This is a genomic window from Argonema galeatum A003/A1 (assembly GCF_023333595.1).
In the GTDB taxonomy this organism is placed as follows: Bacteria; Cyanobacteriota; Cyanobacteriia; order Cyanobacteriales; family Aerosakkonemataceae; genus Argonema; species Argonema galeatum.
The window spans coordinates 1-23,733 of the sequence record NZ_JAIQZM010000060.1; the positions used below are offsets into that span (position 1 = coordinate 1).

At 44.3% G+C, this 23,733-nt stretch carries 26 protein-coding genes and 1 CRISPR repeat array; of the genes, 14 read left to right on the plus strand and 12 right to left on the minus strand.

Features of this window, described 5'->3' with window-relative positions; genetic code table 11:
• The 3 genes from LAY41_RS30655 to LAY41_RS30665 all read right to left on the minus strand — a co-directional run.
• The coding region (locus LAY41_RS30655; protein ID WP_249106330.1) for a DUF2330 domain-containing protein at positions 1–533 on the minus strand (533 nt) is incomplete at its 3' end.
• 19 nt (positions 534–552) lie between these two features.
• A complete protein-coding gene (locus tag LAY41_RS30660) occupies positions 553–1,614 on the minus strand; it encodes a threonine aldolase family protein (protein WP_338023080.1) in 1,062 nt (353 codons plus the stop codon).
• Between the two features lie 114 nt (positions 1,615–1,728).
• The gene (locus LAY41_RS30665) at positions 1,729–2,457 is read right to left on the minus strand and encodes an SDR family oxidoreductase (protein ID WP_249106332.1); all 729 of its coding nucleotides are present in this window, start codon (positions 2,455–2,457) and stop codon (positions 1,729–1,731) included.
• A 318-nt stretch (positions 2,458–2,775) separates the two neighbouring features.
• On the opposite strand from LAY41_RS30665, the gene LAY41_RS30670 reads away from it, so the two are divergent.
• From LAY41_RS30670 to LAY41_RS30690, 5 genes are all read left to right on the plus strand, one after another.
• Positions 2,776–3,528 carry a class I SAM-dependent methyltransferase gene (locus tag LAY41_RS30670; RefSeq protein WP_249106335.1) on the plus strand — a complete coding sequence of 251 codons (753 nt, stop codon included), beginning with the start codon at positions 2,776–2,778 and terminating at the stop codon, positions 3,526–3,528.
• Between the two features lie 486 nt (positions 3,529–4,014).
• On the plus strand, positions 4,015–4,893 hold the full coding sequence (locus LAY41_RS30675; protein ID WP_249106337.1) for a DUF2167 domain-containing protein: 879 nt from the start codon (positions 4,015–4,017) through the stop codon (positions 4,891–4,893).
• Between the two features lie 163 nt (positions 4,894–5,056).
• The gene (locus tag LAY41_RS30680; protein WP_249106339.1) at positions 5,057–5,359 is read left to right on the plus strand and encodes a type II toxin-antitoxin system HigB family toxin; all 303 of its coding nucleotides are present in this window, start codon (positions 5,057–5,059) and stop codon (positions 5,357–5,359) included.
• Positions 5,319–5,753: a helix-turn-helix domain-containing protein gene (locus tag LAY41_RS30685; protein ID WP_249106341.1), complete on the plus strand. Its 435-nt coding sequence runs from the start codon at positions 5,319–5,321 to the stop codon at positions 5,751–5,753. Before LAY41_RS30680 ends, LAY41_RS30685 begins: the two co-directional genes overlap by 41 nt.
• Before the next feature lie 148 nt (positions 5,754–5,901).
• Positions 5,902–6,906, plus strand: a complete 1,005-nt coding sequence (locus tag LAY41_RS30690) for a DNA-methyltransferase (protein WP_249106342.1) — start codon at positions 5,902–5,904, stop codon at positions 6,904–6,906.
• Here LAY41_RS30690 and LAY41_RS30695 read toward each other — a convergent pair whose 3' ends face one another.
• Complete coding sequence (locus LAY41_RS30695; protein WP_249106344.1) at positions 6,907–7,500, minus strand: PDDEXK family nuclease; 594 nt, start codon at positions 7,498–7,500, stop codon at positions 6,907–6,909.
• A gap of 63 nt (positions 7,501–7,563) precedes the next feature.
• Positions 7,564–10,035, minus strand: coding sequence for an ATP-dependent Clp protease ATP-binding subunit (locus LAY41_RS30700; protein ID WP_249106346.1), 2,472 nt, complete (start codon positions 10,033–10,035; stop codon positions 7,564–7,566).
• Between the two features lie 560 nt (positions 10,036–10,595).
• Between LAY41_RS30700 and LAY41_RS30705 the strand changes: the two genes are divergently transcribed.
• Together LAY41_RS30705 and LAY41_RS30710 are read left to right on the plus strand one after the other, a co-directional pair.
• Positions 10,596–10,949, plus strand: coding sequence for a hypothetical protein (locus LAY41_RS30705; RefSeq protein WP_249106348.1), 354 nt, complete (start codon positions 10,596–10,598; stop codon positions 10,947–10,949).
• A complete protein-coding gene (locus LAY41_RS30710) occupies positions 10,946–11,338 on the plus strand; it encodes an HNH endonuclease (protein ID WP_249106350.1) in 393 nt (130 codons plus the stop codon). The genes LAY41_RS30705 and LAY41_RS30710 overlap by 4 nt, the downstream gene beginning before the upstream one ends.
• Before the next feature lie 268 nt (positions 11,339–11,606).
• Here LAY41_RS30710 and LAY41_RS30715 read toward each other — a convergent pair whose 3' ends face one another.
• Complete coding sequence (locus tag LAY41_RS30715) at positions 11,607–11,936, minus strand: winged helix-turn-helix transcriptional regulator (RefSeq protein ID WP_249106352.1); 330 nt, start codon at positions 11,934–11,936, stop codon at positions 11,607–11,609.
• Positions 11,937–12,046: 110 nt separating this feature from the next.
• Between LAY41_RS30715 and LAY41_RS30720 the strand changes: the two genes are divergently transcribed.
• The 4 genes from LAY41_RS30720 to LAY41_RS30735 all read left to right on the plus strand — a co-directional run bounded on the left by LAY41_RS30720 (position 12,047) and on the right by LAY41_RS30735 (position 14,713).
• Complete coding sequence (locus LAY41_RS30720) at positions 12,047–12,745, plus strand: pirin family protein (RefSeq protein ID WP_249106353.1); 699 nt, start codon at positions 12,047–12,049, stop codon at positions 12,743–12,745.
• Between the two features lie 35 nt (positions 12,746–12,780).
• The gene (locus LAY41_RS30725) at positions 12,781–13,194 is read left to right on the plus strand and encodes a hypothetical protein (protein WP_249106355.1); all 414 of its coding nucleotides are present in this window, start codon (positions 12,781–12,783) and stop codon (positions 13,192–13,194) included.
• Between the two features lie 149 nt (positions 13,195–13,343).
• Entirely contained in the window at positions 13,344–13,925 is a 582-nt protein-coding gene (locus LAY41_RS30730) for an NADPH-dependent FMN reductase (RefSeq protein WP_249106357.1), read from the plus strand.
• 104 nt (positions 13,926–14,029) lie between these two features.
• Positions 14,030–14,713, plus strand: coding sequence for a Uma2 family endonuclease (locus LAY41_RS30735; RefSeq protein ID WP_249106359.1), 684 nt, complete (start codon positions 14,030–14,032; stop codon positions 14,711–14,713).
• Positions 14,714–14,729: 16 nt separating this feature from the next.
• On the opposite strand, the gene LAY41_RS30740 is transcribed toward LAY41_RS30735, so the two are convergent.
• The 4 genes from LAY41_RS30740 to aroF form a co-directional block, all read right to left on the minus strand.
• Positions 14,730–14,885: a hypothetical protein gene (locus LAY41_RS30740; protein ID WP_249106361.1), complete on the minus strand. Its 156-nt coding sequence runs from the start codon at positions 14,883–14,885 to the stop codon at positions 14,730–14,732.
• A gap of 146 nt (positions 14,886–15,031) precedes the next feature.
• A CRISPR array of direct repeats spans positions 15,032–18,085; the repeat unit is 37 nt; unit sequence GTTGCAACTAAATCTAATCCCTTTCAGGGATTGAAAC.
• Between the two features lie 46 nt (positions 18,086–18,131).
• Positions 18,132–18,437, minus strand: a complete 306-nt coding sequence (locus LAY41_RS30745; RefSeq protein ID WP_249106362.1) for a type II toxin-antitoxin system RelE/ParE family toxin — start codon at positions 18,435–18,437, stop codon at positions 18,132–18,134.
• Positions 18,434–18,700, minus strand: a complete 267-nt coding sequence (locus LAY41_RS30750; RefSeq protein WP_249106363.1) for a type II toxin-antitoxin system ParD family antitoxin — start codon at positions 18,698–18,700, stop codon at positions 18,434–18,436. The genes LAY41_RS30745 and LAY41_RS30750 overlap by 4 nt, the downstream gene beginning before the upstream one ends.
• 148 nt (positions 18,701–18,848) lie before the next feature.
• Complete coding sequence (aroF, locus tag LAY41_RS30755; RefSeq protein ID WP_249106364.1) at positions 18,849–19,694, minus strand: 3-deoxy-7-phosphoheptulonate synthase; 846 nt, start codon at positions 19,692–19,694, stop codon at positions 18,849–18,851.
• 292 nt (positions 19,695–19,986) lie between these two features.
• Between aroF and LAY41_RS30760 the strand changes: the two genes are divergently transcribed.
• Positions 19,987–20,187 (plus strand): hypothetical protein, encoded by a 201-nt coding sequence (locus LAY41_RS30760; protein ID WP_249106365.1) that lies wholly within the window; start codon positions 19,987–19,989, stop codon positions 20,185–20,187.
• A gap of 175 nt (positions 20,188–20,362) precedes the next feature.
• Here LAY41_RS30760 and LAY41_RS30765 read toward each other — a convergent pair whose 3' ends face one another.
• The gene (locus LAY41_RS30765; RefSeq protein WP_249106366.1) at positions 20,363–20,725 is read right to left on the minus strand and encodes a hypothetical protein; all 363 of its coding nucleotides are present in this window, start codon (positions 20,723–20,725) and stop codon (positions 20,363–20,365) included.
• 277 nt (positions 20,726–21,002) lie between these two features.
• On the opposite strand from LAY41_RS30765, the gene LAY41_RS30770 reads away from it, so the two are divergent.
• Together LAY41_RS30770 and LAY41_RS30775 are read left to right on the plus strand one after the other, a co-directional pair.
• Positions 21,003–22,418: a bifunctional orotidine-5'-phosphate decarboxylase/orotate phosphoribosyltransferase gene (locus LAY41_RS30770; protein WP_249106367.1), complete on the plus strand. Its 1,416-nt coding sequence runs from the start codon at positions 21,003–21,005 to the stop codon at positions 22,416–22,418.
• A gap of 321 nt (positions 22,419–22,739) precedes the next feature.
• Positions 22,740–23,057: a hypothetical protein gene (locus LAY41_RS30775; protein WP_249106368.1), complete on the plus strand. Its 318-nt coding sequence runs from the start codon at positions 22,740–22,742 to the stop codon at positions 23,055–23,057.
• A gap of 154 nt (positions 23,058–23,211) precedes the next feature.
• On the opposite strand, the gene LAY41_RS30780 is transcribed toward LAY41_RS30775, so the two are convergent.
• Positions 23,212–23,733: DUF2330 domain-containing protein (locus tag LAY41_RS30780; protein ID WP_249106370.1), on the minus strand; the 522-nt coding region annotated here is incomplete at its 5' end.

Genomic DNA, 23,733 nt, shown 5'->3' on the forward strand with positions numbered 1-23,733 from the left:
TAGCCGTTGCGGATTAGCCATGTTTGCAAACCGTTTGATTCGGTGGCGCTGAGGATGAGAATGTCGTATTCTCCTACGGAAAAGCGAGATTCTATGGTGACGCCTAAAGCGCGATCGCTTCTTCTATTACTTGATTCTAATACCGATATGTCTCCTACAGATGGTGCTACAGATCTGGGCAAAAAGGGAGGCGCACAAGGATTTGGATCGAAATATTCTACTAATCGAGGCGCACTAAAAGCATCTAATCTTTCGATAATTTTCGGGTCGCTAACGCGCACCTGTTCTTGCTGCAAAACTACAGGAACAGGAACAACAAGTGCAAAGTCTTTGACATCTCCCTGATAGTCATTTGCCATTGTTAAGATAGTGCGACTACCATCACGGGCAATAATTACTTGCGAAGCTTTGTTGTAAAGTTTGGTATCTGCTTTGGCGACATAAAAACCGCAAAATGCCCAGGCGTTAGGGGCAAAGCAAATCAAGGCTAGGAAAGATAAAATTAATGCGATCGCATTCCGCAACATTTTCATTGTACATCCCTTTAAAACGTTAAATTACTGTAATCGTAACAGCTGACGCTGAATCGGAAGCTGCCACTTTTATCAAAGCATTGACATCCTCCTCCTTCGTGTTAAAAGCCGTCACCAAACGCAAAGTTGTCGAATCTTCTCCATCCCAACGGTAAAATTGGAAGCCTTCAGCCAAAAGTTTTTGAATGACTGCTTCCGGCAGGTGAATAAAAATTTCATTTATTTCTACAGGATGACAAAGCTTTACTCCTGGCACCGAAGTAAGTCCTGCTGATAGCTTCGCCGCCATTAGGTTAGCATGAGCAGCATTTTTCAGCCACAAATCCTCTGTAATATAAGCTTCTAGTTGCGCTGATAAAAAACGCATCTTTGAGAACAAATGCCCGCTACGCTTGCGGCGAAACGCGAACGTTTCTGCCAATTCGCGTTTAAAAAATACAACAGCTTCAGCTGCCATAGCACCATTTTTGGTAGCGCCAAAGGACAGAACATCGACACCAGCACGCCAGGTGATATCTGCGGGTTTGCAACCCAAACTGACTACAGCATTGGCAAATCTGGCACCATCCATGTGTAAGCTGAGATTATGTGCGCGAGTAACACCAGCAATTCGCTGAATTTCATCAGGTTTATAGACTGTTCCAGCTTCAGTTGCTTGAGTGATGCTAACTGCGGCTGGTTGTACGTGATGCACAACGCCAGCACCTGCTTTTTTAAGTGCTGCTGCCAAGCCATCGGCAGAAATTTTGCCGTGAGAACCAGGTAATGTTACCAGTTTTGCACCACCTGTGTAAAATTCTGGTGCGCCGCATTCATCGAGGTTAATATGAGATTCGGCATGGCAGTAAATGGCACCAAAAGGTGGTGTCATAACTGATAAGGCAAGGGAGTTAGCAGCAGAACCTGTTGCTACTGGAAAAACTCTAACCTCAGTCTCGAATAATTCCGAAAATTTGATTTCTAGTCGTTGGGTGTATTCATCATTGCCATAAGATATGGCTGCGCCGTCATTGGCGGCAACTAATGCTGCTATGATTTCCGGTGCGACGCCGGTTACGTTATCGCTACTGAAGTTCATCATTTACCTTGCGATCGTTTTAATTATGCCATTAGTCATTAGTAATTTTGCCCCTATTGGCGACCTTTATACCGAAAAAATGAATGAGGAATGACTAATGACTAAGTAGGTCGAGTTTTACCAGTCAATCGGTTGGCGATCGCGGAAAAATCCGTTTGTGGGGCCATCGTCAGCCAGAGTTGCCAACCACACAATTGTATCAACCCCTTCGTCTATTGTCCGTAGAGCATTTGGGCCGCCCATATCAGTTTTCACCCAACCAGGGCAAACTGAATTAACCAAAATATTTGTGCCTTTCAACTCGTTAGCAAGCATCCGCGTTACCACGTTCAGACCGGTTTTGGAAATCCGATATCCGGGGTAAGTGCTACTCATTTCATCCATTCCAGACAATTGGCCTATGCCAGAAGATACGTTCACAACTCGCCCGTAGTTATGTTCTTTCATCAGGGGTATCAACGCCTGAGAAAGCAGCAAAGGCCCGTATACATTCGTTTCCATTGTTTCGCGCAAAGTAATAATCTTGGCGTTGAATATACTTCCTTCTACTTCTCCTGGAGGATCTAGTAATACTCCGGCGTTGTTGACCAGAATATCTAATTTTCCGAATTCATTGCGAATCAACTGGGCAAGATGCTCAATGCTATCCACCCTCGTCACATCAAGCGGAGAAAATTTAACATCTAATCCTTCAGCCTGCAATTTTTCAGCTGCAATTTTCCCTTTTTGTTCGTCGCGACTGGCGAGAATAACCTGAATTCCTTGTTGTGCTAGTTTACGACAAGTTTCAAACCCCAGTCCGCGATTGGCACCAGTGACAACAGCTATTTTTTTTGTTTCGGGCATTGGTTTTCTCCTATTAGCAATGATTTAATTATGGCAACAAGGCTGAGAATAAGAAAAAAACTCAGGAAGAAACCCTCCAACGGTTGCTGCTTAGCTTTAGTTGTAGTTTAAGTCTAAGATAACCGAGGCTGAGCCTCGCAATCTGGTTCCCAGGCTGAGCCTGGAAGTGTAGGAGGCGACCGCCTCCTGTTTAACCGGAATGAACTGGTGGGTCAAATACCATGCTAACTTCTTGAGTGTTACTATCAATTTAATAATTTTTAACAAGTACTATTTAAATAGCTGCGTTAACCTGGATTTTTAACGAGACAATCAATCGTGAACTTTTCGGATCATTTCTCTTCCCAGGCAAGCGAGTACGCTAAGTACCGCCCCCGCTATCCAGAAGCACTGTTTGAGTACTTAGCCGCCATAACGCCGGAGCGCGAACTGGCTTGGGATTGTGGGACAGGCAACGGTCAAGTTGCTCTGAGTCTGACTGCCTACTTTCAGCAAATTTATGGGACTGATGCCAGTGAAAAGCAAATTGCTCAAGCTTTTGGGCACGATCGCATTCGTTACTGGGCCACCACAGCCGAACGCACCGAAATTCCCAATAGTTCGATCGATCTGATTACTGTCGGTCAAGCTCTCCACTGGTTCAACTTGGAAGAGTTTTATCAAGAAGTGCGGCGTGTCCTCAAACCGACGGGAGCGATCGCGGTTTGGTGCTACGGGTTTTTTACTATTCCCTCTGCTAATGAGCAACTTAATCAAGCCCTACACGAATATTATCAGACAGTTGAACCGTTTTGGCCTCCAGAAAGAAAATTGGTAGAGGAACAGTATCAAACTATTCCTTTTCCTTTTGTTGAACTAACACCACCGCCCTTTTCTATGACTTGCGAGTGGACTGCTGAAGAACTTATTGGGTATTTAAGAACTTGGTCAGCCACGCAAAGATTTATCGCTGAGTATGGTATTGAGGAAATTACAAAATTATGCGATCGCATCGCCGCCGCTTGGGGTTATCTCCAAGAAACTAAGCTCATTTCTTGGCCTCTTTCCCTCAGAGTTGGTAATCGATTGTAGTGCTGTTACTTCTCATCTATTCTCTTATCCTTACACAATCGCGCCTCCCCAGGATAATCGCAGCTAATTTTTTTATTTATTTCTCTCTTTAGATAGAGGTGTTAATACTTTTGGAGTGGGAAGGTTAGATGGATTACCCTGGAACTTATAATAAAAGCCCCGTTCTTTCGGGGCTATTTTTTTAGCGATTATTAAAATTTTAACCAATTTACTACAACAAGAGCGTCCAGGCGTCAAGCAAATACCAGGGGACTGAAGAAAACCGAAAAGACAAGGACGATCGCGATCGTACTAAGGTTATTCCCTCTTTTTCCGGGAAAAGTAGATGATTGTGTAACGTTTGCGCCGACTACCGTTGTTTTTCTCGTTCCTGGTTTAGGAGTAGCTGGCAACAAGCTGATCGGTTACGCTGGACTAATCTATCCTTCGCGAGAGGCGCTCGCGCTTGTATAGACTATTGTTTTTTGATTGTTTGGAAAACATGCAATGAGAAAAATCATTTCTGTAACTTCTTTCTTATCATTTCTTTTTGGCTTGGGGTTATCCCTTTTTCTGAGCCTGACACCCGCTTTTGCTACAGGCTCACTTCCCAAAGTCAGCTGGATTCCCGGTCCGCAGGTCGTCAAAATGGGCGACGATATGGCTCAGTTGAATATGTCAGGGGACTATGTATTTGCCAATGCTGAAGACACCTATAAACTCATGGAATACATGGGAAATACGCCGTCCAAACAGGACATTGGCTTGGTGATACCCAACAAAAGCCAGAAAGATTGGATGGTTATATTGAGTTACGACCCGATCGGCTATGTGAAGGATGATGAGTCGAAATCCATTGACAAGGATGCCATTCTAAAAAACATCAAAGAATCCACTGAGGAGGCCAACAAAAAACGGCAGGCAGAGGGCATTCCTAGCCTTGATATCATAGGTTGGCAGGAAGAACCCCACTATGACTCAAAAACGCACAATCTAGTATGGGCGATCGCTGGTACCAGCGAGGGCAAAAAAGTGATCAACTATAACACCCGGAAACTCGGTCGTTACGGAGTTACTTCCATCAATCTGGTTGTAGATCCTGAAAAGTTCGCCACCGCCAAACCAGAGGTAGAAAAACTGATTGAAAACTACACTTATCTTGCGGGTAAGCAATACAGCGAATTCATCCCCGGCACAGACAAGGTGGCTGAGATTGGACTGACTGCCCTAATTGCTGGTGGAGTCGGCGCGGCTGCCGTGAAAACGGGCTTGTTTGCCAAATTTCTGCTCTTTCTAGCCGTTGTGCTGAAAAAGGTGTGGTTTTTTCTGATTGTCGGCTCTGGTGCTGCTATCAAGAGACTATTTGGGGGCAAAGAAACCAAATAAATGTCGTGAGAGATTGCCCATCATAGCGCTAGCTATGATGGGCAACATAAGACAACAAGATGTTAGGTAAAGGTGCGTTACTAAGCGAGCGATCGCGCTCCACCCCAAATCTGTTTGACATCAACCTCGCAAATTGCTAAAATATGCCTGTAAAAAGGCTCTCATGCAAGTTATCAGCAAAAAAAAGCTCAAAGAATTTTGGGAAAAGCACCCAGATGCCAAATCTAATCTGGAAAGTTGGTACAAGATTACCAGCAAAAGTGAATGGGGAAACTTTGTGGAGTTGCGCCAAGCTTTTCCCTCCGCTGATTTAGTTGCAAATTTTACTGTTTTTAACATCTGCGGCAACAAATATCGACTGATTGCTCTTGTAGATTACCAATACAAAGAAATTTACATTCGCCACGTCCTTACCCATGCAGAATATGACACAGACAACTGGAAAAACGACCCCTGGTACACCTAGTCCCAGCGACTATCTCTCAATGATCGCCGCTTTTCCACCTCGTCCCATTACCTCGGAAGAAGAATTAGACGCTACCCAAAAAGTAATGGATTCTCTGATCGATCGCGGTACACTTACAGATGATGAACGTGACTATCTACACCTTTTAGGTTTATTAGTTTCGGAATACGAAGAAATTCATTATCCCATCGACGATATTTTCGGTGTAGCTTTACTAAAAGCTCTGATAGAAGATTGGAATCTCCAAGAGAAAGACCTAATTCCTATTTTCCAAACCGAGTCAAACGTTTCCGAAGTTTTGAGCGGTAAGCAAGAATTAACAGTAACTCATATTGAGAAATTAGCTGAATTTTTCCATGTTTCGCCAGCCGCTTTTTTGAGCAAAAGTAATTGAATAAAAAATACCCTGGCAGAAATGTCAGGGGGAAAATGGCTAAATATTAGCGGACTATGAATTTTAGCCGAGCGCGATCGCTATATTGACACCAAACAACAAAATTACTAATATTTGACTCAGAGCAAGTAACCCAGAGAATATTTCCATGCTTCCTGTTCGCCTTATATCACCTTTGACTAACGAGTTGGAATTACGTGAAGTTTATCAAAGCGAATATGGCATTCTCTACCAGGGAGACTGCCTTAAATTTTTGAGTATGATCCCTGATGAATGCGTAGATATTGTATTTGCAGATCCACCTTTTAACCTTGGCAAGGATTACGGCAAATCAGTTAACGATAACAAAAAAAATGAGGAATATATTACCTGGTCAAAGCAGTGGATTAGTGAAAGTATTCGCGTCCTGAAACCTGGTGGCAGTTTATTTATTTTTAACTTACCCAAGTGGTGTATTGAGTACGGTGCATATCTAAATCAACAAGGAATGGTTTTTCGGCACTGGATTGCCTGTAGGATGCCGAAAAATTTTCCTCGCGGAAAGAGAATGTCTCCGGCTCACTATGGATTGCTTTACTATACAAAAGGAGAACCAGCAGTTTTTAATAAAGTTTATACACCGATTCAAGTTTGCCGACATTGTGGCGGTGAAATCCGAGATTATGGCGGACATCGCAAAAAGTTAAATCCCAAAGGTATTAATTTAATGGATGTTTGGGATACGCCTGAAGATGTTTGGGAAGATGCTTCTGCCGATCGTATTAACGAGGAAGTTTTCTGGACTGAACTTGAGGAACTGTGGACTGATATCCCCCCAGTACGACATAAGCAACATAAAAAAAGGGGAGCCAATGAATTAGCTCCTATCATGCTGGAACGCATTATTGCTATGGCGTCGAATCCAGGACAAATTGTAATTGACCCCTTTGGAGGTTCTGGTACTACATTTTATGCGGCTGAAAAATTGCATCGATATTGGCTGGGTACAGAAATTGGTGATATACAGCCAGCAGTCCGCCGCCTAACTGACTTAGCAAACGGACAGGTGGAAGATTGGGAATCCGCAAGGGGTAAGAAAAAAGTCAAATCAAAGCAAAAAGAGTTAAATCGATCGGAATTATCGGAATGGACGCAACTGTCTCTTAAGTTTTAATTAGATTAAAGCACGACCATCCGTTCCTTTGGTAATTCTTGGTACGTTGCTATCAATCGCATCATGTTCAACTACAAATATCGCCAGAAAACCTTCTGTTAGGTTAACTGCACGCCAAACATCGAAGTAAGGTTCTAGTTCTTCATAATTGCCAATCCTGTCAGTCAGATAAGGATAAAGTCGGCGACTGGGAAGCACTAAGGCTGAACCCAAAATTACACCGCGTAAAAGACCCAGAACTAGCTTGTTAACCGCACGATGACTGGATGAAATATTTCCCGTCTCCCATTCAAGGGCAAATAAATCATTATCTAATGTTTTCGTGGCATCTATTCTTCCTGGCGCTCTTGTAGCGTAATTTATCGGTGTTTCAAGTTGCCAACCAAAATCATCCTTAAGAGCAGCCATACAAGCATCTTTGATAGCTTTAACTCCGTTCCCATTTCGGGTTGGATTAATTGTAAAGTTTGATGCGCCAGGAGGCCAAACTATTAATTCAATACCTCTGCGAATCTCATTTTGAATAACTGCCCATTCTTGCGATTCCGCAAAGCTACCCTTACTAATCAGCGATACCTCTTGAACTATTTTCACAGGAAATTCACTCAATATAAAAAATCCCCTGGTATCGCTACCAGGGGAGAAAGGTACTACATTTTATCCAACAGTTTGAAGTAGCAATTCTCGCTGTTCATCCTGCCGTACTTGCACCTCACCATCATCGCCAATATCGATAATGGCAGTGTCTCCATTTTTGATCCGACCGGATAGCATTGCTTCTGCCAAGCTATCTTCCAAGAGTCGCATAATTACCCTGCGAAGTTCTCTGGCACCGTAAGCAGGATTGTAGCCTTCTTTCGCCAAACGTTCTTTGAATTTTTCGGTAACTTTCAGCGTAATTCCTTGCTCAACTAAGCGAATAGAAACCTCGCGCAACATGATGTCAGCAATTTCCTTAATTTCATCCTTCGTCAACTGACGGAAGACGATAATTTCATCAAGGCGATTGAGAAATTCAGGACGGAAATATTGCTTGAGTTCGTCATTCACCAGAGAACGAACGCGGTTGTAATTTGACTCTGTGATATTTTCTGAAAACTCGAAACCAATCCCGGTGCCACCTTTTTCGATCGCTTTGGAACCGATGTTCGAGGTCATAATTATCAGTGTGTTCTTGAAGTCCACTGTGCGACCTTTGGCATCTGTTAGGCGACCGTCATCTAATAGTTGGAGCAACGTATTGAAGACATCGGGGTGCGCTTTTTCGATTTCGTCGAATAGCACAACTGAGTATGGACGACGGCGCACTGCTTCTGTTAGTTGACCGCCTTCATCGTAACCGACGAAACCAGGAGGCGAACCGATTAACTTGGAGACGTTGTGCGCTTCCATGTATTCGGACATATCGACGCGAATCATCGCTTCATCCGAACCGAACATATAAGTAGCTAAGGCTTTTGCTAATTCGGTTTTGCCAACTCCGGTTGGACCGGAGAAAATAAAGCTGGCGATCGGACGATTCGGATTCTTCAACCCAACCCTGGCGCGACGAATCGCACGCGAAACTGCTGTCACGGCTTCATTTTGACCGATTAGGCGCTTGTGCAAGGTGTCTTCCAAGTGCAACAGCAATTCGGATTCGGATTCAGCGATTTTGTTGACGGGAACTCCAGTCCAAGATGAAACTATTTGGGCGATGTCTTCTTCATCAACAACTGGTAAGATGGCGTTATCGGTTTGTTTGTTGTCGGCGATCGCATTCAATTTGGCGATAATTTCCAATTCACGATCGCGCAATTCGCCCGCCTTCTCAAAATCCTGAACTCTGACCGCTTCCTCTTTGTCTTTAGTAACCTGCTTGCGTTCCTGCTTCAGTTCTTTAGTCGCAGAAGAATTAGTATTCCTCAAATGAACGCGAGAACCTGCCTCATCGATCAAGTCAATTGCCTTATCCGGCAAGAACCGATCGCTAATATAGCGGTCTGAGAGGTTAGCAGCTGCTACGAGAGCATCATCAGAGATTTTAACCTTATGGTGTTGCTCGTAAGCAGAGCGCAAACCATATAAAATCTCGATCGTCTCTTCCACGCTAGGTTCGCCTACCATTATCGGTTGGAAGCGACGTTCCAAAGCTGCATCTCGTTCGATATGCTTGCGGTATTCATCCAGGGTAGTCATACCCATACACTGCAACTCGCCTCTCGCCAATGCAGGCTTCAGCATATTAGCAGCATCCATACTACCTTGAATTGCTCCCGTGCCAATCAGGTTGTGAACTTCGTCAATTACCAGGATGATGTTCCCAGCTTGACGAATTTCATCGATAATTCCCTTCAGGCGTTCTTCAAACTCACCTCGGAACCGCGTACCTGCGATTAGCAAACCCAGATCCAGACTGTACACCTGCTTGTCTTGCAAGATGTCAGGGATGGTTTTATTGGCAATGCGCTGGGCCAAACCTTCTGCGATCGCAGTTTTACCAACTCCCGGTTCCCCAATCAACACCGGGTTATTCTTCGTGCGACGACCTAGAATTTGGATAGCCCGTTCGATTTCCTTCTCGCGACCGACAACCGGATCGAGTTTCCCTTCTGCTGCCAGTTGGTTAAGATTAATGGCAAACTCATCCAAAAGCTTTGTCTTACCGCCACGCCGAGCGAATTCCTTATCCTGACCGCCACCAGCAGGTACTGGCACTTCTCCCAGTTTCTCAATCACCTGAGTGCGAACATTCTCAAGGTCAACACCCAGATTTTCCAACACCTTTGCCGCCACACCCGTCTCTTCGCGGATTAATCCCAGCAGCAGGTGTTCGGGACTAATGTAATTATGTCCAAATTCACGAGCTTCGCCAAAAGATTGCTCAAAAACCCGCTTAACCTTCGGGGTGAAGGGAATTTGAGCCGGAACGTAGCGAGAACCCTGACCGATAATCTTTTCTACCTCTTTCCGTGCCAGTTCCAGGGTGACGCCAGAGTCCCTCAGCACTTTCGCTGCTATGCTGGTTCCTTCTCCAATCAACCCCAGTAGGATTTGCTCGGTTCCCACGAGGTTGTGTCCCAGGCGACGTGCTTCTTCCTGAGCTAACATTACTGTTTTAACTGCTTTGTCTGTAAAGTATTCAAACATGGTGGGCTTTACCTCGCCGAGCGGTTTAATAAGCGCTTTCTCTTAGTTTGACGCTTATATAAACTTTTGTGTACTTTGTTATTACAACAATATCTCTCTGAGGCTTTACTTTACAATCGTGAGAACCGTATGAGCTAGGGGTAGTTGCCGTCTGTTGGGGACTGGGGATTGGGGACTGGGTGTTTGCGTCCGCGATTACCTTTTTCAATTCTAGAGTTCATGGTTCATGGTTGATACAATTGTAGGTTGGGTTTCGCTGTCGCTCAACCCAACAAAGCCACAATCTACTTTGGGTTTCCTTACCTCAACCCAACCTACGAAAGCTGGGGAAGCCGCAAAGATCGAGTGGCAAAAGAGCGGGCGAGAAGTAGAGGGGCAAACAGAGTGGAGTTTCAGCCCTTCAACTACTCGACCAAGATGTCTTCCCGATCACTTAGATTCTTCCAGTTAAAACTATTAAAAAAATGGCTCAGATTTTAGTGATTTGAGCAACCAGAAGAAGGTGAACCCACCGTCGCTGCTAGAATAAATGCGAACGACTCCTCATCAGGTTTAGTATCGTGACTCAAATCATCCTGGAAGTACCCGAAGAACTATCTGAGCAACTGTCACAGGTGGGTTCTCGCCTCCCCGAACTACTCGCCCTTAGCTTGCAACAGCCAGCATTGCCAGCTCATATCTACCGTTACATTCTCAACTTTATTGCCAGCAACCCCACACCCGAACAAATCGCAGCTTTTGGCCCCACACCGGAAATGCAGGAACGTCTGCGTACTCTTCTGGAACGCAGTAAAGCTGGCGAACTGACTACTCAAGAATGTCTTGAACTTGATGAGTACGATCGCATCGAACATCTGGTCATCATGCTCAAAGTTGGTAGTCTGCGGTATCTGACAAATTCACCTTCAACATGACTTATATCTCTGCTGCACTTCGCCGCCTTGTAGAAGAAAGAGCCAATTACAGGTGTGAGTATTGTTTGCTTCCTGCGGGTGTTGCTTTTTTCCCACACGAAATTGACCACGCTATTGCACTAAAGCACGGTGGTGCTACTGAAGCGGATAATCTAGCATTTGCCTGCTGGCGATGTAATCGTTACAAAGGTACGGATCTCGGTTCTTTCGATCCGCAAACAGGAGCCTTCAGTTTTCTATTCAACCCGCGAACACAGCAATGGAATGAGCATTTCATGCTGGAGGGATTTAGAATTGTGGGGTTGACACCAGAAGGACGAACAACCGTAAGCTTGCTCCAGTTAAATAGCGACGATCGCATCGCCGAACGGCAGCGATCTCTGGGTTAAAATAACGCTGACGCTTTACTATTTCCGGCTCTCTCAACCTTGCCGACTGGTAAATATAATCAAAACAGGTGCTATCCTTCACCCCACAATGACAACCTCTGTCCCGCCAAAACTTGAGAGTTTACCAGCTACCCTGCCGATCGAGGGTGGTAGATAAGCTGCTACGCATCTAATTTTACAGTCAATTTTTCTGAGATTCTTGTGGGATGGGCATATAAGCCCCGTCTCTTTATTCGATTTAAATGCTCCTCAGCTTAGTGCCGCTATTTTATCTCCCTTCCAAATACTTCAATCCCCACTCGTGCATGGAATCGAGAATTGGTTTGAGCGTTTCTCCCAACGGTGTCAGCGAGTATTCGACTTTGGGTGGGACTTGCAAGTAGACGTGGCGATCGACTATTCCATCACGCTCCAACTCCCTCAACTGCTGCGTCAACATCTTCTGCGTAATGCCCTGCAAGGCGCGGTGCAGTTCCCCGAACCTTCTGACCCCGAAAAACAGTTCTCGCAAAATCAAGACTTTCCAGCGTCCGCCAATCACCTTGAGGGTGATTTCTACCGAACAAGTTATGCGATCGAGACTTTCTATACTTTCCATAGTATCTTTTTGGATAGTATCTTACTTTAAAGTGCATACTGTCATTTTAGCTTTATATGTTTTAAAGTAGAAACATAGCGCAACAACAGTAAACAATCAGGACAAAAAAAATGATTACTGTAAGGCGATCGGAAGAACGCGGACACGCCAATCACGGTTGGCTTGATAGTTATCACACATTCTCATTTGCTTCTTATTACGACCCAGATAACATGGGATTTCGAGACCTGCGCGTGATCAATCAAGATCGAGTTGCAGCAGGTATGGGTTTTCCGACCCATCCTCACAGAGATATGGAGATTATTTCCTACGTGCTGGATGGGGCGCTAGAACACAAGGATACTCTGGGAACCACTGCGGTGATTCGCCCCGGCGAAGTGCAAAGAATGACCGCTGGTACAGGCATTGCACACAGCGAGTACAACCATTCAAAAAGCGACCCAGTGCATCTCATGCAAATCTGGATTCTGCCCGAAAAAAAAGGGTTGCAGCCCGGTTACGAGCAGAAAATGTATACGGATGAAGAAAAGCGCGGTAATCTACGCTTGGTCGCTTCTAGAGATGGGCGAGATGGTTCTGTCACCATCCATCAAGATGTCGATCTCTACGCCACTTTGCTGGAACCGGGAGAAAAAGTTGTTCACCCAATCAAAAATGGGCGAAATGTCTGGGTGCAGGTCGCACGGGGGCAAATCAAGCTCAATGACTTGCCTCTGAAGGCAGGAGATGGGGCGGCGCTCGGCGATGAAAATATTGTGACGCTGGAGGGAACGAAAGCAGCAGAAGTTTTGTTGTTTGATTTGGCTTAAGAGTAGACTGGATTCAATTGATTGGTAAGCCAACTATGAAACGACTGATTCAGGTAGCTGTAACTACAAGTTTAGCCGGAGCCATTTGGGTATTTCCCAGCGTCCAAAAACTTGTTGATGGGACTGTCCGAGCAGAAAGTGTGAAAGTCTCTAATTCCACTTTACTTGCACAAGTCGATCTACAACAGGTTCAGCAGGTTATCCAACAAAATCCGCAGTTAGTACAGCAAGCTCAACAGCTTTTGCTACAAAATCCAGAGTTAGTCCAGATGTTAGTGCAACAGCTGGTAGAACAAAATCCCCAACTACTACAGCAATTACAACAAAATCCCCAGCTTGTGCGACAGATGTCGCAACAAAATCAACAGTTAATCCAGTTATTGCAACAGAATCCACAACTGGTTGAACAGCTTCAGCGCACAATTCAAGTTCCTAGTAAAAAGCGTTGATGAGCAATTTTAGATTTTGGATGCAAAGATTTTAAATTAGGGGTTTGTGCAGTATGCTCCGCGCCTACTGACAAAAAAATCTAAAATCTAAAATCTAAAATTGAATTATGCTCTACAAGGTAAGTAAACATTAGAACGGACGAGCAATTATGGCATATACTCCCAAAATCCTAGCATTTGCTGGTAGCACCCGTACCGATTCCTACAACAAGAAATTGGTACAAATTGCTGCCAATGGAGCCCGCACAGCAGGCGCGGAGGTAACATACATAGATTTGCGCGACTTCCCGATGCCCCTACTTGATGAAGATTTGGAAAAAGCAGAAGGGATGCCTGAAAATGCGCGAAAGTTCAAAGATTTAATGTTACAGCACGACGGACTTCTGATTGCTTCTCCAGAGTACAATAGCTCGGTTACTGCCGTTCTAAAGAATGCCATAGATTGGGCTTCGCGTCCAGCAGCAGGCGAAGCGCCTCTAGCTGCTTTTGCTGACAAGGTGGCAGCGATTATGAGTGCCTCGCCGGGAGGGTTAGGAGGTCTGCGCGGTTTAGTTCATCTGCGATCGATCCTGGGCAATATTCGAGTGATTGTACTGCCAGATCAAGTAGCTATACCCAAAGCTTATGAAGTCTTCACTACTGAAGGTGCTTTGACAGATCCAAAACAGCAAGAATCTATCGAGAAGCTTGGCGCAAATGTGGCGAATGTGCTAGCGAAATTGAAAGCGTAAACTTGTAGGTTAGGCAAAAGAAACCGGGTTTCTCAGAGAAACCCGGTTTCTAGGTCTGTAAATTAAGATATAATGACTATTAAATATCAATTAAAGTTAGTGCCATGACTGCATTAATTACTACAGTCAGCCAGACAACCTTGGCCAAGACTTTGTATCATTGGGAACCTGCTACCTGGGAAGATTACTTAACTTATCGCGATGATAAAAAGAACGACAGGATGCGGCTGTTTTTTCATATAAACCGTCTTTTGGTAATTAACATGGGTTGGGAAGGAATCAATCACGCTACTATCAACGAACTGTTCACATTAATCTTTGGGTTCTGGTTTTTGAATAAACCAGAACAAATATACAGTTTGTTGGGAGGTTGTTTGTTAGAAAAACCGACAAAACAAGCGGGTGCCCCAGATTTGGTAATTTATTTAGGTGAAGATTACCCTCGTTGGCAAGAAGGAGAACCGCGTCGAATCGATCTAAATCAGTGGCGAGTGCCTAACTTAGTTGGAGAAGTTTCGGATACAACTCTGGCAACCGATTTAGATGAAAAGAAAAAACTTTATGCTGATTTGGGTATTCCCGAATATTGGGTGATTGATGTGAGAGGTTTGCGGGTGATTGCATTTCAGTTGCAGTCAAATGGGACTTATCAAGAATGCGACTCATCTTTAGCACTGGAAGGATTATCTATATCCCTGCTAGAACAAACTTTGGCACGTTTGAAAGAGGGGACGAATGGTAGTGCTGCGGCTTGGTTTGCTCAACAGATTGCTGGAACTCAGGGATGAGCGCGGACGATCGATCTTACAAACGGGACACTGGGACATTCGATCGCACGCGATCGTTATCCTTAATTTGCGACGATCGGTAGGTGTAAAAATCAAAGTGAGAAATTTTGGGGCTGAAACCTAGACTCCACAAGGGTTTGATGCCGATCGGCTCAAAAAACGGTAGTCGCAAAGTCTAAAAGCTTTACGGTATAAGGGTTTGAGCCTAAAAATAAAAATCGATGCTTGACAAGCCGAAGCCTGAAATGGTACTTTTATCTTAGGTAGTCGCAAACGCACCTTGAAAACTAAATATCGTAAGGCTTCTGGGTCTTAGCAGTTGCAACTAAATCTAATCCCTTTCAGGGATTGAAACTTGGATCGTAGAAGGCGATCGCGCCAACTACATGGGCAAGTTCAGGTTGCAACTAAATCTAATCCCTTTCAGGGATTGAAACGGTGGGTGGGCTGGGAGTGAGGAGGTGGTGGGGTGGAGTTGCAACTAAATCTAATCCCTTTCAGGGATTGAAACCAAAAGCTCTAGAGGTATACGCACCGTCGTACTGGTAGCCATCTGGTTGCAACTAAATCTAATCCCTTTCAGGGATTGAAACCTTATCAATAGCAGCAGGTACGCGATCGCTGTTAGGTTGCAACTAAATCTAATCCCTTTCAGGGATTGAAACCAGTGATCGCATCACCTCAGAGTCGGAATGCGAGTTGCAACTAAATCTAATCCCTTTCAGGGATTGAAACCTTTCATTAGTTTGCCCAAATGTGATGCTCTGTATAGTTGCAACTAAATCTAATCCCTTTCAGGGATTGAAACGCTGCATTGGTAGAGGTAAATTATCGAGTTCAGGTTGCAACTAAATCTAATCCCTTTCAGGGATTGAAACTTATTGGCTCTGGATGCGCCATACATCCCTGTGAAGTTGCAACTAAATCTAATCCCTTTCAGGGATTGAAACAGAATCCGCATTCAGGGTCTACTGGAGAAACTGGGTTGCAACTAAATCTAATCCCTTTCAGGGATTGAAACTCAGCAGCCTCGATTAGATCGGGTAAAGATAACTGGTTGCAACTAAATCTAATCCCTTTCAGGGATTGAAACAGTATGATACTTCTCTCCAGTATCTAATTTGCGTTGCAACTAAATCTAATCCCTTTCAGGGATTGAAACAACCCATCAACTATTAAATAGTTTCGTGCCCCACTAGAAGTTGCAACTAAATCTAATCCCTTTCAGGGATTGAAACGTTTTCATTGTTTTCCTTCAGTTGTTGAGTAAGTTCCGTTGCAACTAAATCTAATCCCTTTCAGGGATTGAAACACATTTCCAGGTGATGCGGATCATCAGCCTTTGGGTTGCAACTAAATCTAATCCCTTTCAGGGATTGAAACTGGGCTGTAGCTAGATCTCCAGTCTGATCGCTTAAGTTGCAACTAAATCTAATCCCTTTCAGGGATTGAAACTTGCTCCCGGTGGTTGAGGCACTGGCAGCAACTGTGGTTGCAACTAAATCTAATCCCTTTCAGGGATTGAAACTAAGACAAGCAGAACTCGATCGAGCCGTGAGCGAGTTGCAACTAAATCTAATCCCTTTCAGGGATTGAAACAAGAACCCTACAAACGAGAATAATTCACTTAAATAATTGTTGCAACTAAATCTAATCCCTTTCAGGGATTGAAACGTTAAGCTGGTCAAGCCGTTTGATGGCGCGGCTTAGTTGCAACTAAATCTAATCCCTTTCAGGGATTGAAACGAGATAGTAGTATTCGGCCTGCTGCGGCGGCTGAGTAGATGTTGCAACTAAATCTAATCCCTTTCAGGGATTGAAACGGGGCAAATTACGTAAGGTATCAAGCTCTATGAAGGGTTGCAACTAAATCTAATCCCTTTCAGGGATTGAAACGGCTTACGAAACTTGAGCCAATCCACAGGAGGAACGCCAGTTGCAACTAAATCTAATCCCTTTCAGGGATTGAAACGGCGAAAAGCTTACCCGCAAGGATGCCGCGCTAGCAGACTGGGTTGCAACTAAATCTAATCCCTTTCAGGGATTGAAACGACAGGTTTTTCCTTGCATGAAGTTCACCGGTATTCCCCAGGGTTGCAACTAAATCTAATCCCTTTCAGGGATTGAAACAGGACTATCGCTGCTACTACAATCAACAATGCGTCTTTGGGGTTGCAACTAAATCTAATCCCTTTCAGGGATTGAAACAATGAAGTACTCCCAATTTCCGGGGCCGCTACCACTACGGTTGCAACTAAATCTAATCCCTTTCAGGGATTGAAACACGCCCGTGCTGTTCCAGGTTGTCCCGGCGTCCGGGGGTTGCAACTAAATCTAATCCCTTTCAGGGATTGAAACGTTTGAGGCTTTCAAATCGAGTGTAAATATTAGGTTGCAACTAAATCTAATCCCTTTCAGGGATTGAAACTTTCTGAAGCGGCTTCTGAAACTTCTCCTCGCTATGAGTTGCAACTAAATCTAATCCCTTTCAGGGATTGAAACATGATGTTTTCTCTGAAGTAAAGAACAAAACAAGGTTGCAACTAAATCTAATCCCTTTCAGGGATTGAAACTATTTTGAATCAGGACGCCACGGGAGCGGGAGCAGTTGCAACTAAATCTAATCCCTTTCAGGGATTGAAACCTCATCCAAGCAATATATCAAATCTTCCAGATCTAGTTGTTGCAACTAAATCTAATCCCTTTCAGGGATTGAAACGCACAGTTGGCGGTTTTACGAGCAACATCCAAGAAAGTTGCAACTAAATCTAATCCCTTTCAGGGATTGAAACGTCCTTTGTGCTTTTCGTGGCTCTCGATCTTGGGAGTTGCAACTAAATCTAATCCCTTTCAGGGATTGAAACAGAAAGCTAAAGGAGACTTGAAATCTATCGAAGAGTTGCAACTAAATCTAATCCCTTTCAGGGATTGAAACTCAGATTCAAATAAAGACCGGCAGATAGATTTGGGTTGCAACTAAATCTAATCCCTTTCAGGGATTGAAACTCAGAAGTACCAACACAAGTAAAAGTATTTTGAGTGTTGCAACTAAATCTAATCCCTTTCAGGGATTGAAACAAGACTTTCAGTATCTAAATGCTTAGGCTCTTGGGTTGCAACTAAATCTAATCCCTTTCAGGGATTGAAACATTTGGATTTGGATAACCCCAGTCAAAATTCTTCATAGGTTGCAACTAAATCTAATCCCTTTCAGGGATTGAAACTTAGGTGATAATGGAATGGATGAATTGCCAAAGTTTGAGCGTTGCAACTAAATCTAATCCCTTTCAGGGATTGAAACAATAGTTAAGCAATACTAGCTACTTATGGATATAGTTGCAACTAAATCTAATCCCTTTCAGGGATTGAAACTACCCAACAATAAAAATAGGATGAGCATTGCCCATCCTATTTACTACTAGCCGTTATCCTGTGCTGAAAAAATTGCCTCCAAGTCCCGATAGCCACTTAGTACGCGAACAACTTGAATCCCGTTTTGAACTTGGCGATAAAAAATGACGTAATTATTTACGGGAACACCGCGTAATTGAGGGAGTAAGTTTTCGTAACTTTTGCCCATGTTGGGAAATTGTGCTAAACTCTGACATTTTTGTTCAACGTTATCCACAAAATTTTCTGCTGAATCCAAGTTGTTGCTGGCAATATAATCATAAATCTCATCTAAGTCTTGAATTGCCAGAGGGGATAAGATATAGTTACTCATGTTTCTGACTCACGAGCTTTACGAATTTTTTCACGCAGACTTGCAAATACTCTTTCCCCATCAACTCCTTCACCTCTGTCAAGCTGTTCAATTCCCATCGCAATTTCTTTTCGCAGTTTTTCGAGGCGCAATTGCCGAATTTGGTCTTCTTCTTGCAGTAGTCGCAGTGCTTCGCGGACAACTTCGCTAGCAGATAGGTATCTGCCGCTTTTGACCTTTTCTTGAACGAATTTTTCCAGTTCGGGTGTCAGGGATACGTTCATGGGAGTAGTGTCATTTGGGGTTGTTAATCCTATTTTGCTTGTTATAGCAAAGATTGTCAAAGTTTGTTATTGAAGGATAAGTACGAAAAGAAACCCGGTTTCTTCAAGAAACCGGGTTTCTGGGCTTACCAAATACCCATCCTATTTGCTACGCTGCCAGAAGTTGAAGTTGATTTTTGATTGTAGGAATGCGCCTGCCTACAGCTTCCGCCACTGGTCTTAAACTGTGAACTAATTGCACCATATCTTCTAAAGAAAGTGCTTGACGCGCATCGGAAACTGACTTTTCCGGTTCTGGATGACACTCGATAATTAGTCCATCCGCACCGCAAGCAATTGCAGCTTTCGCCAAAGGCGCTACCAATTCGCGCTTGCCTACTGCGTGAGAGGGGTCTACAATTACTGGCAAGTGAGTGAGTTGTTTGAGTGCGGCAACTGCACCTAAATCTAAGACGTTGCGAGTATAGTTATCGAAACTGCGGATACCCCGTTCGCACATCACCACATCGGGATTTCCGTGACTTAAAATATATTCGGCTGCCATCAGGAATTCTTCTATAGTTGCTGCTAAACCGCGTTTTAGTAAAATTGGTTTGCCTGCTTGTCCCAATGCTTTAAGTAAGTCGAAGTTTTGCATATTGCGACTGCCTACTTGTAGCATATCGGCATAAGCAGCTACAGTTTCGATTTGGGAAATTGCCATGACTTCGGTGACTACTGGTAAATTGTGGCGGTGACTAACTTTTGCCAAAATCTCCAATCCTTCCACTCCCAAACCTTGAAAAGCGTAGGGGGAAGTACGGGGTTTGTAGACGCCGCCGCGTAAAGCTTGCACTGGTGCGGCGGCGAGGTGACTGGCGACTTGTTCCATCTGGGACATACTTTCCACCGCACAAGGCCCACCGATAATTACCAAGTCTTTGCCGCCTATCTGTAGGTTATCCGAAATTTGGATAACTGTTTGCTGGTGAGGTTCAGTTTGAGCGTGTAACATTTGAGTTTCTCCTTACAAAAAAAGCGCGGTTAACAAAAAAACCCGGAACCTGTTACAGTTCCGGGTGTTGGTTGTGCGTTTGCACGACATTTACTTACCCGAAACTGCTTCTGGGCCAAAAGTAAAAACCGTAAAACCAACTGGAAAGAAATGCTGTCATTGTGCTTGAGATGTCCTTAAAAAACAAAGAACCGCAGATTTTGTGCTGCGGTTCATCGGCTCGTTTCCAATACGTAGATTGGATCACTCCCGGTGAACCGCTTTACGCCAAAAATAAAAGTAGGAAGAGCCGATGTACATGATTTGGGTCGAAATATTGATTTCAACGATATTTCTTGATGTCAAAACCATAACAGAGGGAATGGCTTCGCGTCAAGACTATATTGAGATAATAGCTCGATCGGGTGAGCGATCGCTACTCCGCCTCTTTAACCCTCTTAAAAATTGGCGATCGGCCTCCAAAAAAAAGGTAAATTGCAGTCTTTTCCCGTAAATGCACCTCCAGAGGGAGAAAACCTCTTTTTTCTTCCTCTAGTAATCGTAGGGGCGAAGCATTCGGGCAAAAAATCTATCGCTCCTACCCTAAATTTCCTACCCGAATGCTTCGCCCCTACAAGCTAAAAACGCACCACCAAGTATTACTGAATCAGTGTTCTAGTCCCTAACCCCTAGCCCTTTTCGCTAGTTTTGCAAGGAGCGGCAGCGGCGGGACGAACAGTACGACGAACGTGAGTCGGCCTCTTTTGGTTGCCTGCTGTTGGGCGAACCCTGGTGGCACTGGCAGTGTTATTTGACTGACTGGAATTTTGCACAACTGCATTACCCTTACCCTTGACATTAGCCTGTTGGTTGCTCGTCTGAACGACAGCGCTATCGCCAGCAGTATTGCTTTGGCAGCAAGGCTTAGGAGTAGCTTGAGCCCCCAGAGGAAGCACTCCCAGGGTGCTAGCGGTCAAAATCCCCAGGATGTAGGTTTTCTTGAACATTTTGCCAAAGTTTATGCCGGTTTCGATCGAGTTGGTGTTAGCCATGTCAGGTTCTCTCTGTATAAGTAATTGGTGTTTGTGAAGGCAGTTGAAATTTTCCTTGGCTTTTGCGGTTAACCTCGTCTTGCCTCTGTATTTATTAAATAACCCTCTGAAATACTCGTCAACCTTTTTTACAAATCTTCATATATTTCGGATCGCCCCCCATGCAAAACCGGGCCATCCTCTGAAACCGCAGATGGACTATCCGCCAAATCTCCCTCAATCTGGGGTGATGTGGTAATAGACTCTATAACATCACACCAGAGGAAGGCAGAATCAGATGCAGTTTTTTGATAAATTACTTTATGCGATCGAGCGCAACCAAAGCTTACTCTACGTAGGACTTGACCCAGATCCAGAAATTGTCGATGCTGATAAACTGTGGGAATGGCTAGATACCGTCATCGCCCAAACCGCAGATTTAGTTTGTGCCTACAAGCCTATCCTGGGATTCTACCAAGCCTTGGGCGCACCAGGACTGGAACTGCTCAAGCAAACATTGGAGCGAATTCCCACCCACATCCCCATCATATTAGATGCCAAACACAGCGATATCCATACCAGCACCGTGTTTGCCAAGACTGCCTTTGAGGAATGGCGGGTGGATGCCGTCACCTTGAGTCCCTACGCCGGATGGGATCACGTCGCGCCATTTTTAGTTTACCCGGACAAAGCAGTATTTGTGCTGTGCTACACCGGCAATCCCAGTGCGGCGGTGTTGCAGGAATACCCGCTTCCCAGTCAACCTTTTTACCTGCATCTAGTCAACGAAGCGAAAAATTGGGGAACTCCCGCACAATTGGGATTGAAAGTCGGTGCCACACCAGAAATTTTAGCTCGCATCCGGGCAGTTGCGCCAGAACGTCTGATTTTGTTACAAGAAGATGCCGCCGAAATGCACGATTTGGCAACTATTTTAGCAGCAGGTTTGGATAAGCAAGGAGAAGGATTATTGGTGCCAGTTCCTCCTAGTCTTATAGAAGAACCGGGACGCAATATCGCTGAAGCAGTTCGTCAGTTACGCGATACGGTGAATGAAGAACGCCTGCGAATTGTACAGGGAAATCCCACTTGCGAATTGTGGTTGCCGAACGTCTGTTTGTTGCAATCCGAACCGCATCGAGATTTGGTTTTGCAACTTTACGATATTGGCTGCATTATTTTTGGCGAACACAAGCAAGCATCGGGAGCGATTTTTCCTTATTATATTGATTTGCGAAAAATCATTTCTCAACCGCAAATTTTCCATAAAATATTGAGCGCGTATGCTGAGATTTTGAAGGATTTGGAATTTGACAGGATTGCGGGAATTCCTTACGGTTCTTTGCCGACAGCAACGGGTTTATCCCTACGTTTGGAACGTCCGATGGTATATCCCCGTAAGGAAGTGAAAGCACACGGTACTCAAAAAGTAATTGAGGGGAATTTTCAGCCAGGGGAAACTGTTGTCGTGGTGGATGATATTTTGATTAGCGGAAAAAGTGCGATCGAAGGTGCTGAAAAGTTAAAATCTGTCGGTTTGAAGGTGGAAGATATTGTGGTATTTATCGACCACGAAAAAGGGGTAAAAGATAAATTGCGTTCAAATGGTTATCGGGCACATTCGGTTCTGAAGATTACGGAAATTTCCGAAACATTGTATAATGCTGGTCGCGTTGATGATGAGCAGTTTAAACTTTTGATGTGGGAACATTAAGTAACTTTATTTTCTCGTTACCAGGCTCAGCCTGGTAACGCTAATCCCAAGGCTCTGCCTTGTCTACCGCCAGATTTATGGATACTATAGCAACCACCAGGGCAGTTAGGACGTTCTTAATTCCACCAAACCCTTTAAACACATCCCTTCTTCCTAGCCCCTAGCCCCTAGCCCCTAGTCCCTAGCTATATTTTTCGCTCGCCAATCAGCGCACTTCCAGCAGATAACCCTTTACGTTATAATGCTATCAAGCTGCTGAATAACTTGCGAAAAAACTTACAAATTACTCAAATTCCAGATGACGAAGATAGGGAGTTAGTTATGAGATTAGCACCACTTTACGAACAAGACCGGGAACAAGCTATCCAAGAAGGTATTCAGCAAGGTATTCAGCAAGGTATTCAGCAGGGTATTCAGCAGGGTATTCAGGAAGGTATTCAGGAAGGTATTCAGCAGGGTATTCAGGAAGGAGAACGTCGTATTGTGGAAAATCTTCTGCAAATTCGCTTTGGGCAATTAGATGAGGAATTGTCCGCACTTAGTGCCAAGATATTGGCATTCCCGCCAGAGGAATTTACACCTTTGCTATTGCAATTATCCCGTGAGGAATTATTGGCTAGGTTTGCAGAACAAAAGTAGCGGACTGTTTGTCAAGAGAATATTAAATATGTAGAGTGCGTTAGTGTAACACACCGTCTAATATCGTTTAGATTTATTTCTGCTACAAATGTTTGCTACTGTAGGGGCAATTCATGAATTGCCCCTACAGTAGCAAACCATGAATTACAAATGACTAATTCCAAATATTTCGCCAAAAAGGTTGCTGCTGTTGACTTTGAGTAACAGGCTGTTTTCTCCGAATCTCATTAATATTCCACCCTGTCAGCTTAGCTAAAGTCTGCGCTTCTTGTTCAAATCTTGTAGCCAAAGCTCTTTTATATTGTTGTCCTGCTTCACAGTTAGTATCGCCTTCAAAAGGATGGCGCAGAATATATCGTCCCTGGAAGGTTTGACGGTTTGAAGTTTCTTGGAACATCAAGTCTTCTGGAAATTTATCGCGTGTATAGCGGACATGGAGACGGGTGATAAAAACATTGCTGGATTGGGATGGCGTTAGCCAAAAGACTCCGGCTTTACGCAGTTCTTCTTGATTGAGTGGTTCGGCTGAACAGGGGTCGCAATTACTCATATCCCAAGCATATTCGAGAAAGGCTACTTTTTTGCCTTGGAGAGTGTGGGCTGTGGCGAACATAGATTTGTAGAAGTCACCAAATTCCCTCTTGACAAATACAGGGATTTCTGCATCTGAAGGTAC

Excerpts from the sequence above, each read along its gene's own strand:
- LAY41_RS30745 (WP_249106362.1), bottom strand. The coding sequence starts at position 18,437 with ATGAGTAACTATATCTTATCCCCTCTGGCAATTCAAGACTTAGATGAG.
- aroF (WP_249106364.1), bottom strand. The coding sequence starts at position 19,694 with ATGTTACACGCTCAAACTGAACCTCACCAGCAAACAGTTATCCAAATT.
- LAY41_RS30710 (WP_249106350.1), top strand. The coding sequence starts at position 10,946 with ATGACTTATATCTCTGCTGCACTTCGCCGCCTTGTAGAAGAAAGAGCC.
- LAY41_RS30735 (WP_249106359.1), top strand. The coding sequence starts at position 14,030 with ATGACTGCATTAATTACTACAGTCAGCCAGACAACCTTGGCCAAGACT.
- LAY41_RS30700 (WP_249106346.1), bottom strand. The coding sequence starts at position 10,035 with ATGTTTGAATACTTTACAGACAAAGCAGTTAAAACAGTAATGTTAGCT.
- LAY41_RS30760 (WP_249106365.1), top strand. The coding sequence starts at position 19,987 with ATGTACATGATTTGGGTCGAAATATTGATTTCAACGATATTTCTTGAT.
- LAY41_RS30715 (WP_249106352.1), bottom strand. The coding sequence starts at position 11,936 with ATGGAAAGTATAGAAAGTCTCGATCGCATAACTTGTTCGGTAGAAATC.
- LAY41_RS30665 (WP_249106332.1), bottom strand. The coding sequence starts at position 2,457 with ATGCCCGAAACAAAAAAAATAGCTGTTGTCACTGGTGCCAATCGCGGA.
- LAY41_RS30725 (WP_249106355.1), top strand. The coding sequence starts at position 12,781 with ATGAAACGACTGATTCAGGTAGCTGTAACTACAAGTTTAGCCGGAGCC.
- LAY41_RS30680 (WP_249106339.1), top strand. The coding sequence starts at position 5,057 with ATGCAAGTTATCAGCAAAAAAAAGCTCAAAGAATTTTGGGAAAAGCAC.
- LAY41_RS30720 (WP_249106353.1), top strand. The coding sequence starts at position 12,047 with ATGATTACTGTAAGGCGATCGGAAGAACGCGGACACGCCAATCACGGT.
- LAY41_RS30660 (WP_338023080.1), bottom strand. The coding sequence starts at position 1,614 with ATGATGAACTTCAGTAGCGATAACGTAACCGGCGTCGCACCGGAAATC.
- LAY41_RS30690 (WP_249106342.1), top strand. The coding sequence starts at position 5,902 with ATGCTTCCTGTTCGCCTTATATCACCTTTGACTAACGAGTTGGAATTA.
- LAY41_RS30765 (WP_249106366.1), bottom strand. The coding sequence starts at position 20,725 with ATGGCTAACACCAACTCGATCGAAACCGGCATAAACTTTGGCAAAATG.
- LAY41_RS30775 (WP_249106368.1), top strand. The coding sequence starts at position 22,740 with ATGAGATTAGCACCACTTTACGAACAAGACCGGGAACAAGCTATCCAA.
- LAY41_RS30685 (WP_249106341.1), top strand. The coding sequence starts at position 5,319 with ATGACACAGACAACTGGAAAAACGACCCCTGGTACACCTAGTCCCAGC.
- LAY41_RS30770 (WP_249106367.1), top strand. The coding sequence starts at position 21,003 with ATGCAGTTTTTTGATAAATTACTTTATGCGATCGAGCGCAACCAAAGC.
- LAY41_RS30675 (WP_249106337.1), top strand. The coding sequence starts at position 4,015 with ATGAGAAAAATCATTTCTGTAACTTCTTTCTTATCATTTCTTTTTGGC.
- LAY41_RS30750 (WP_249106363.1), bottom strand. The coding sequence starts at position 18,700 with ATGAACGTATCCCTGACACCCGAACTGGAAAAATTCGTTCAAGAAAAG.
- LAY41_RS30730 (WP_249106357.1), top strand. The coding sequence starts at position 13,344 with ATGGCATATACTCCCAAAATCCTAGCATTTGCTGGTAGCACCCGTACC.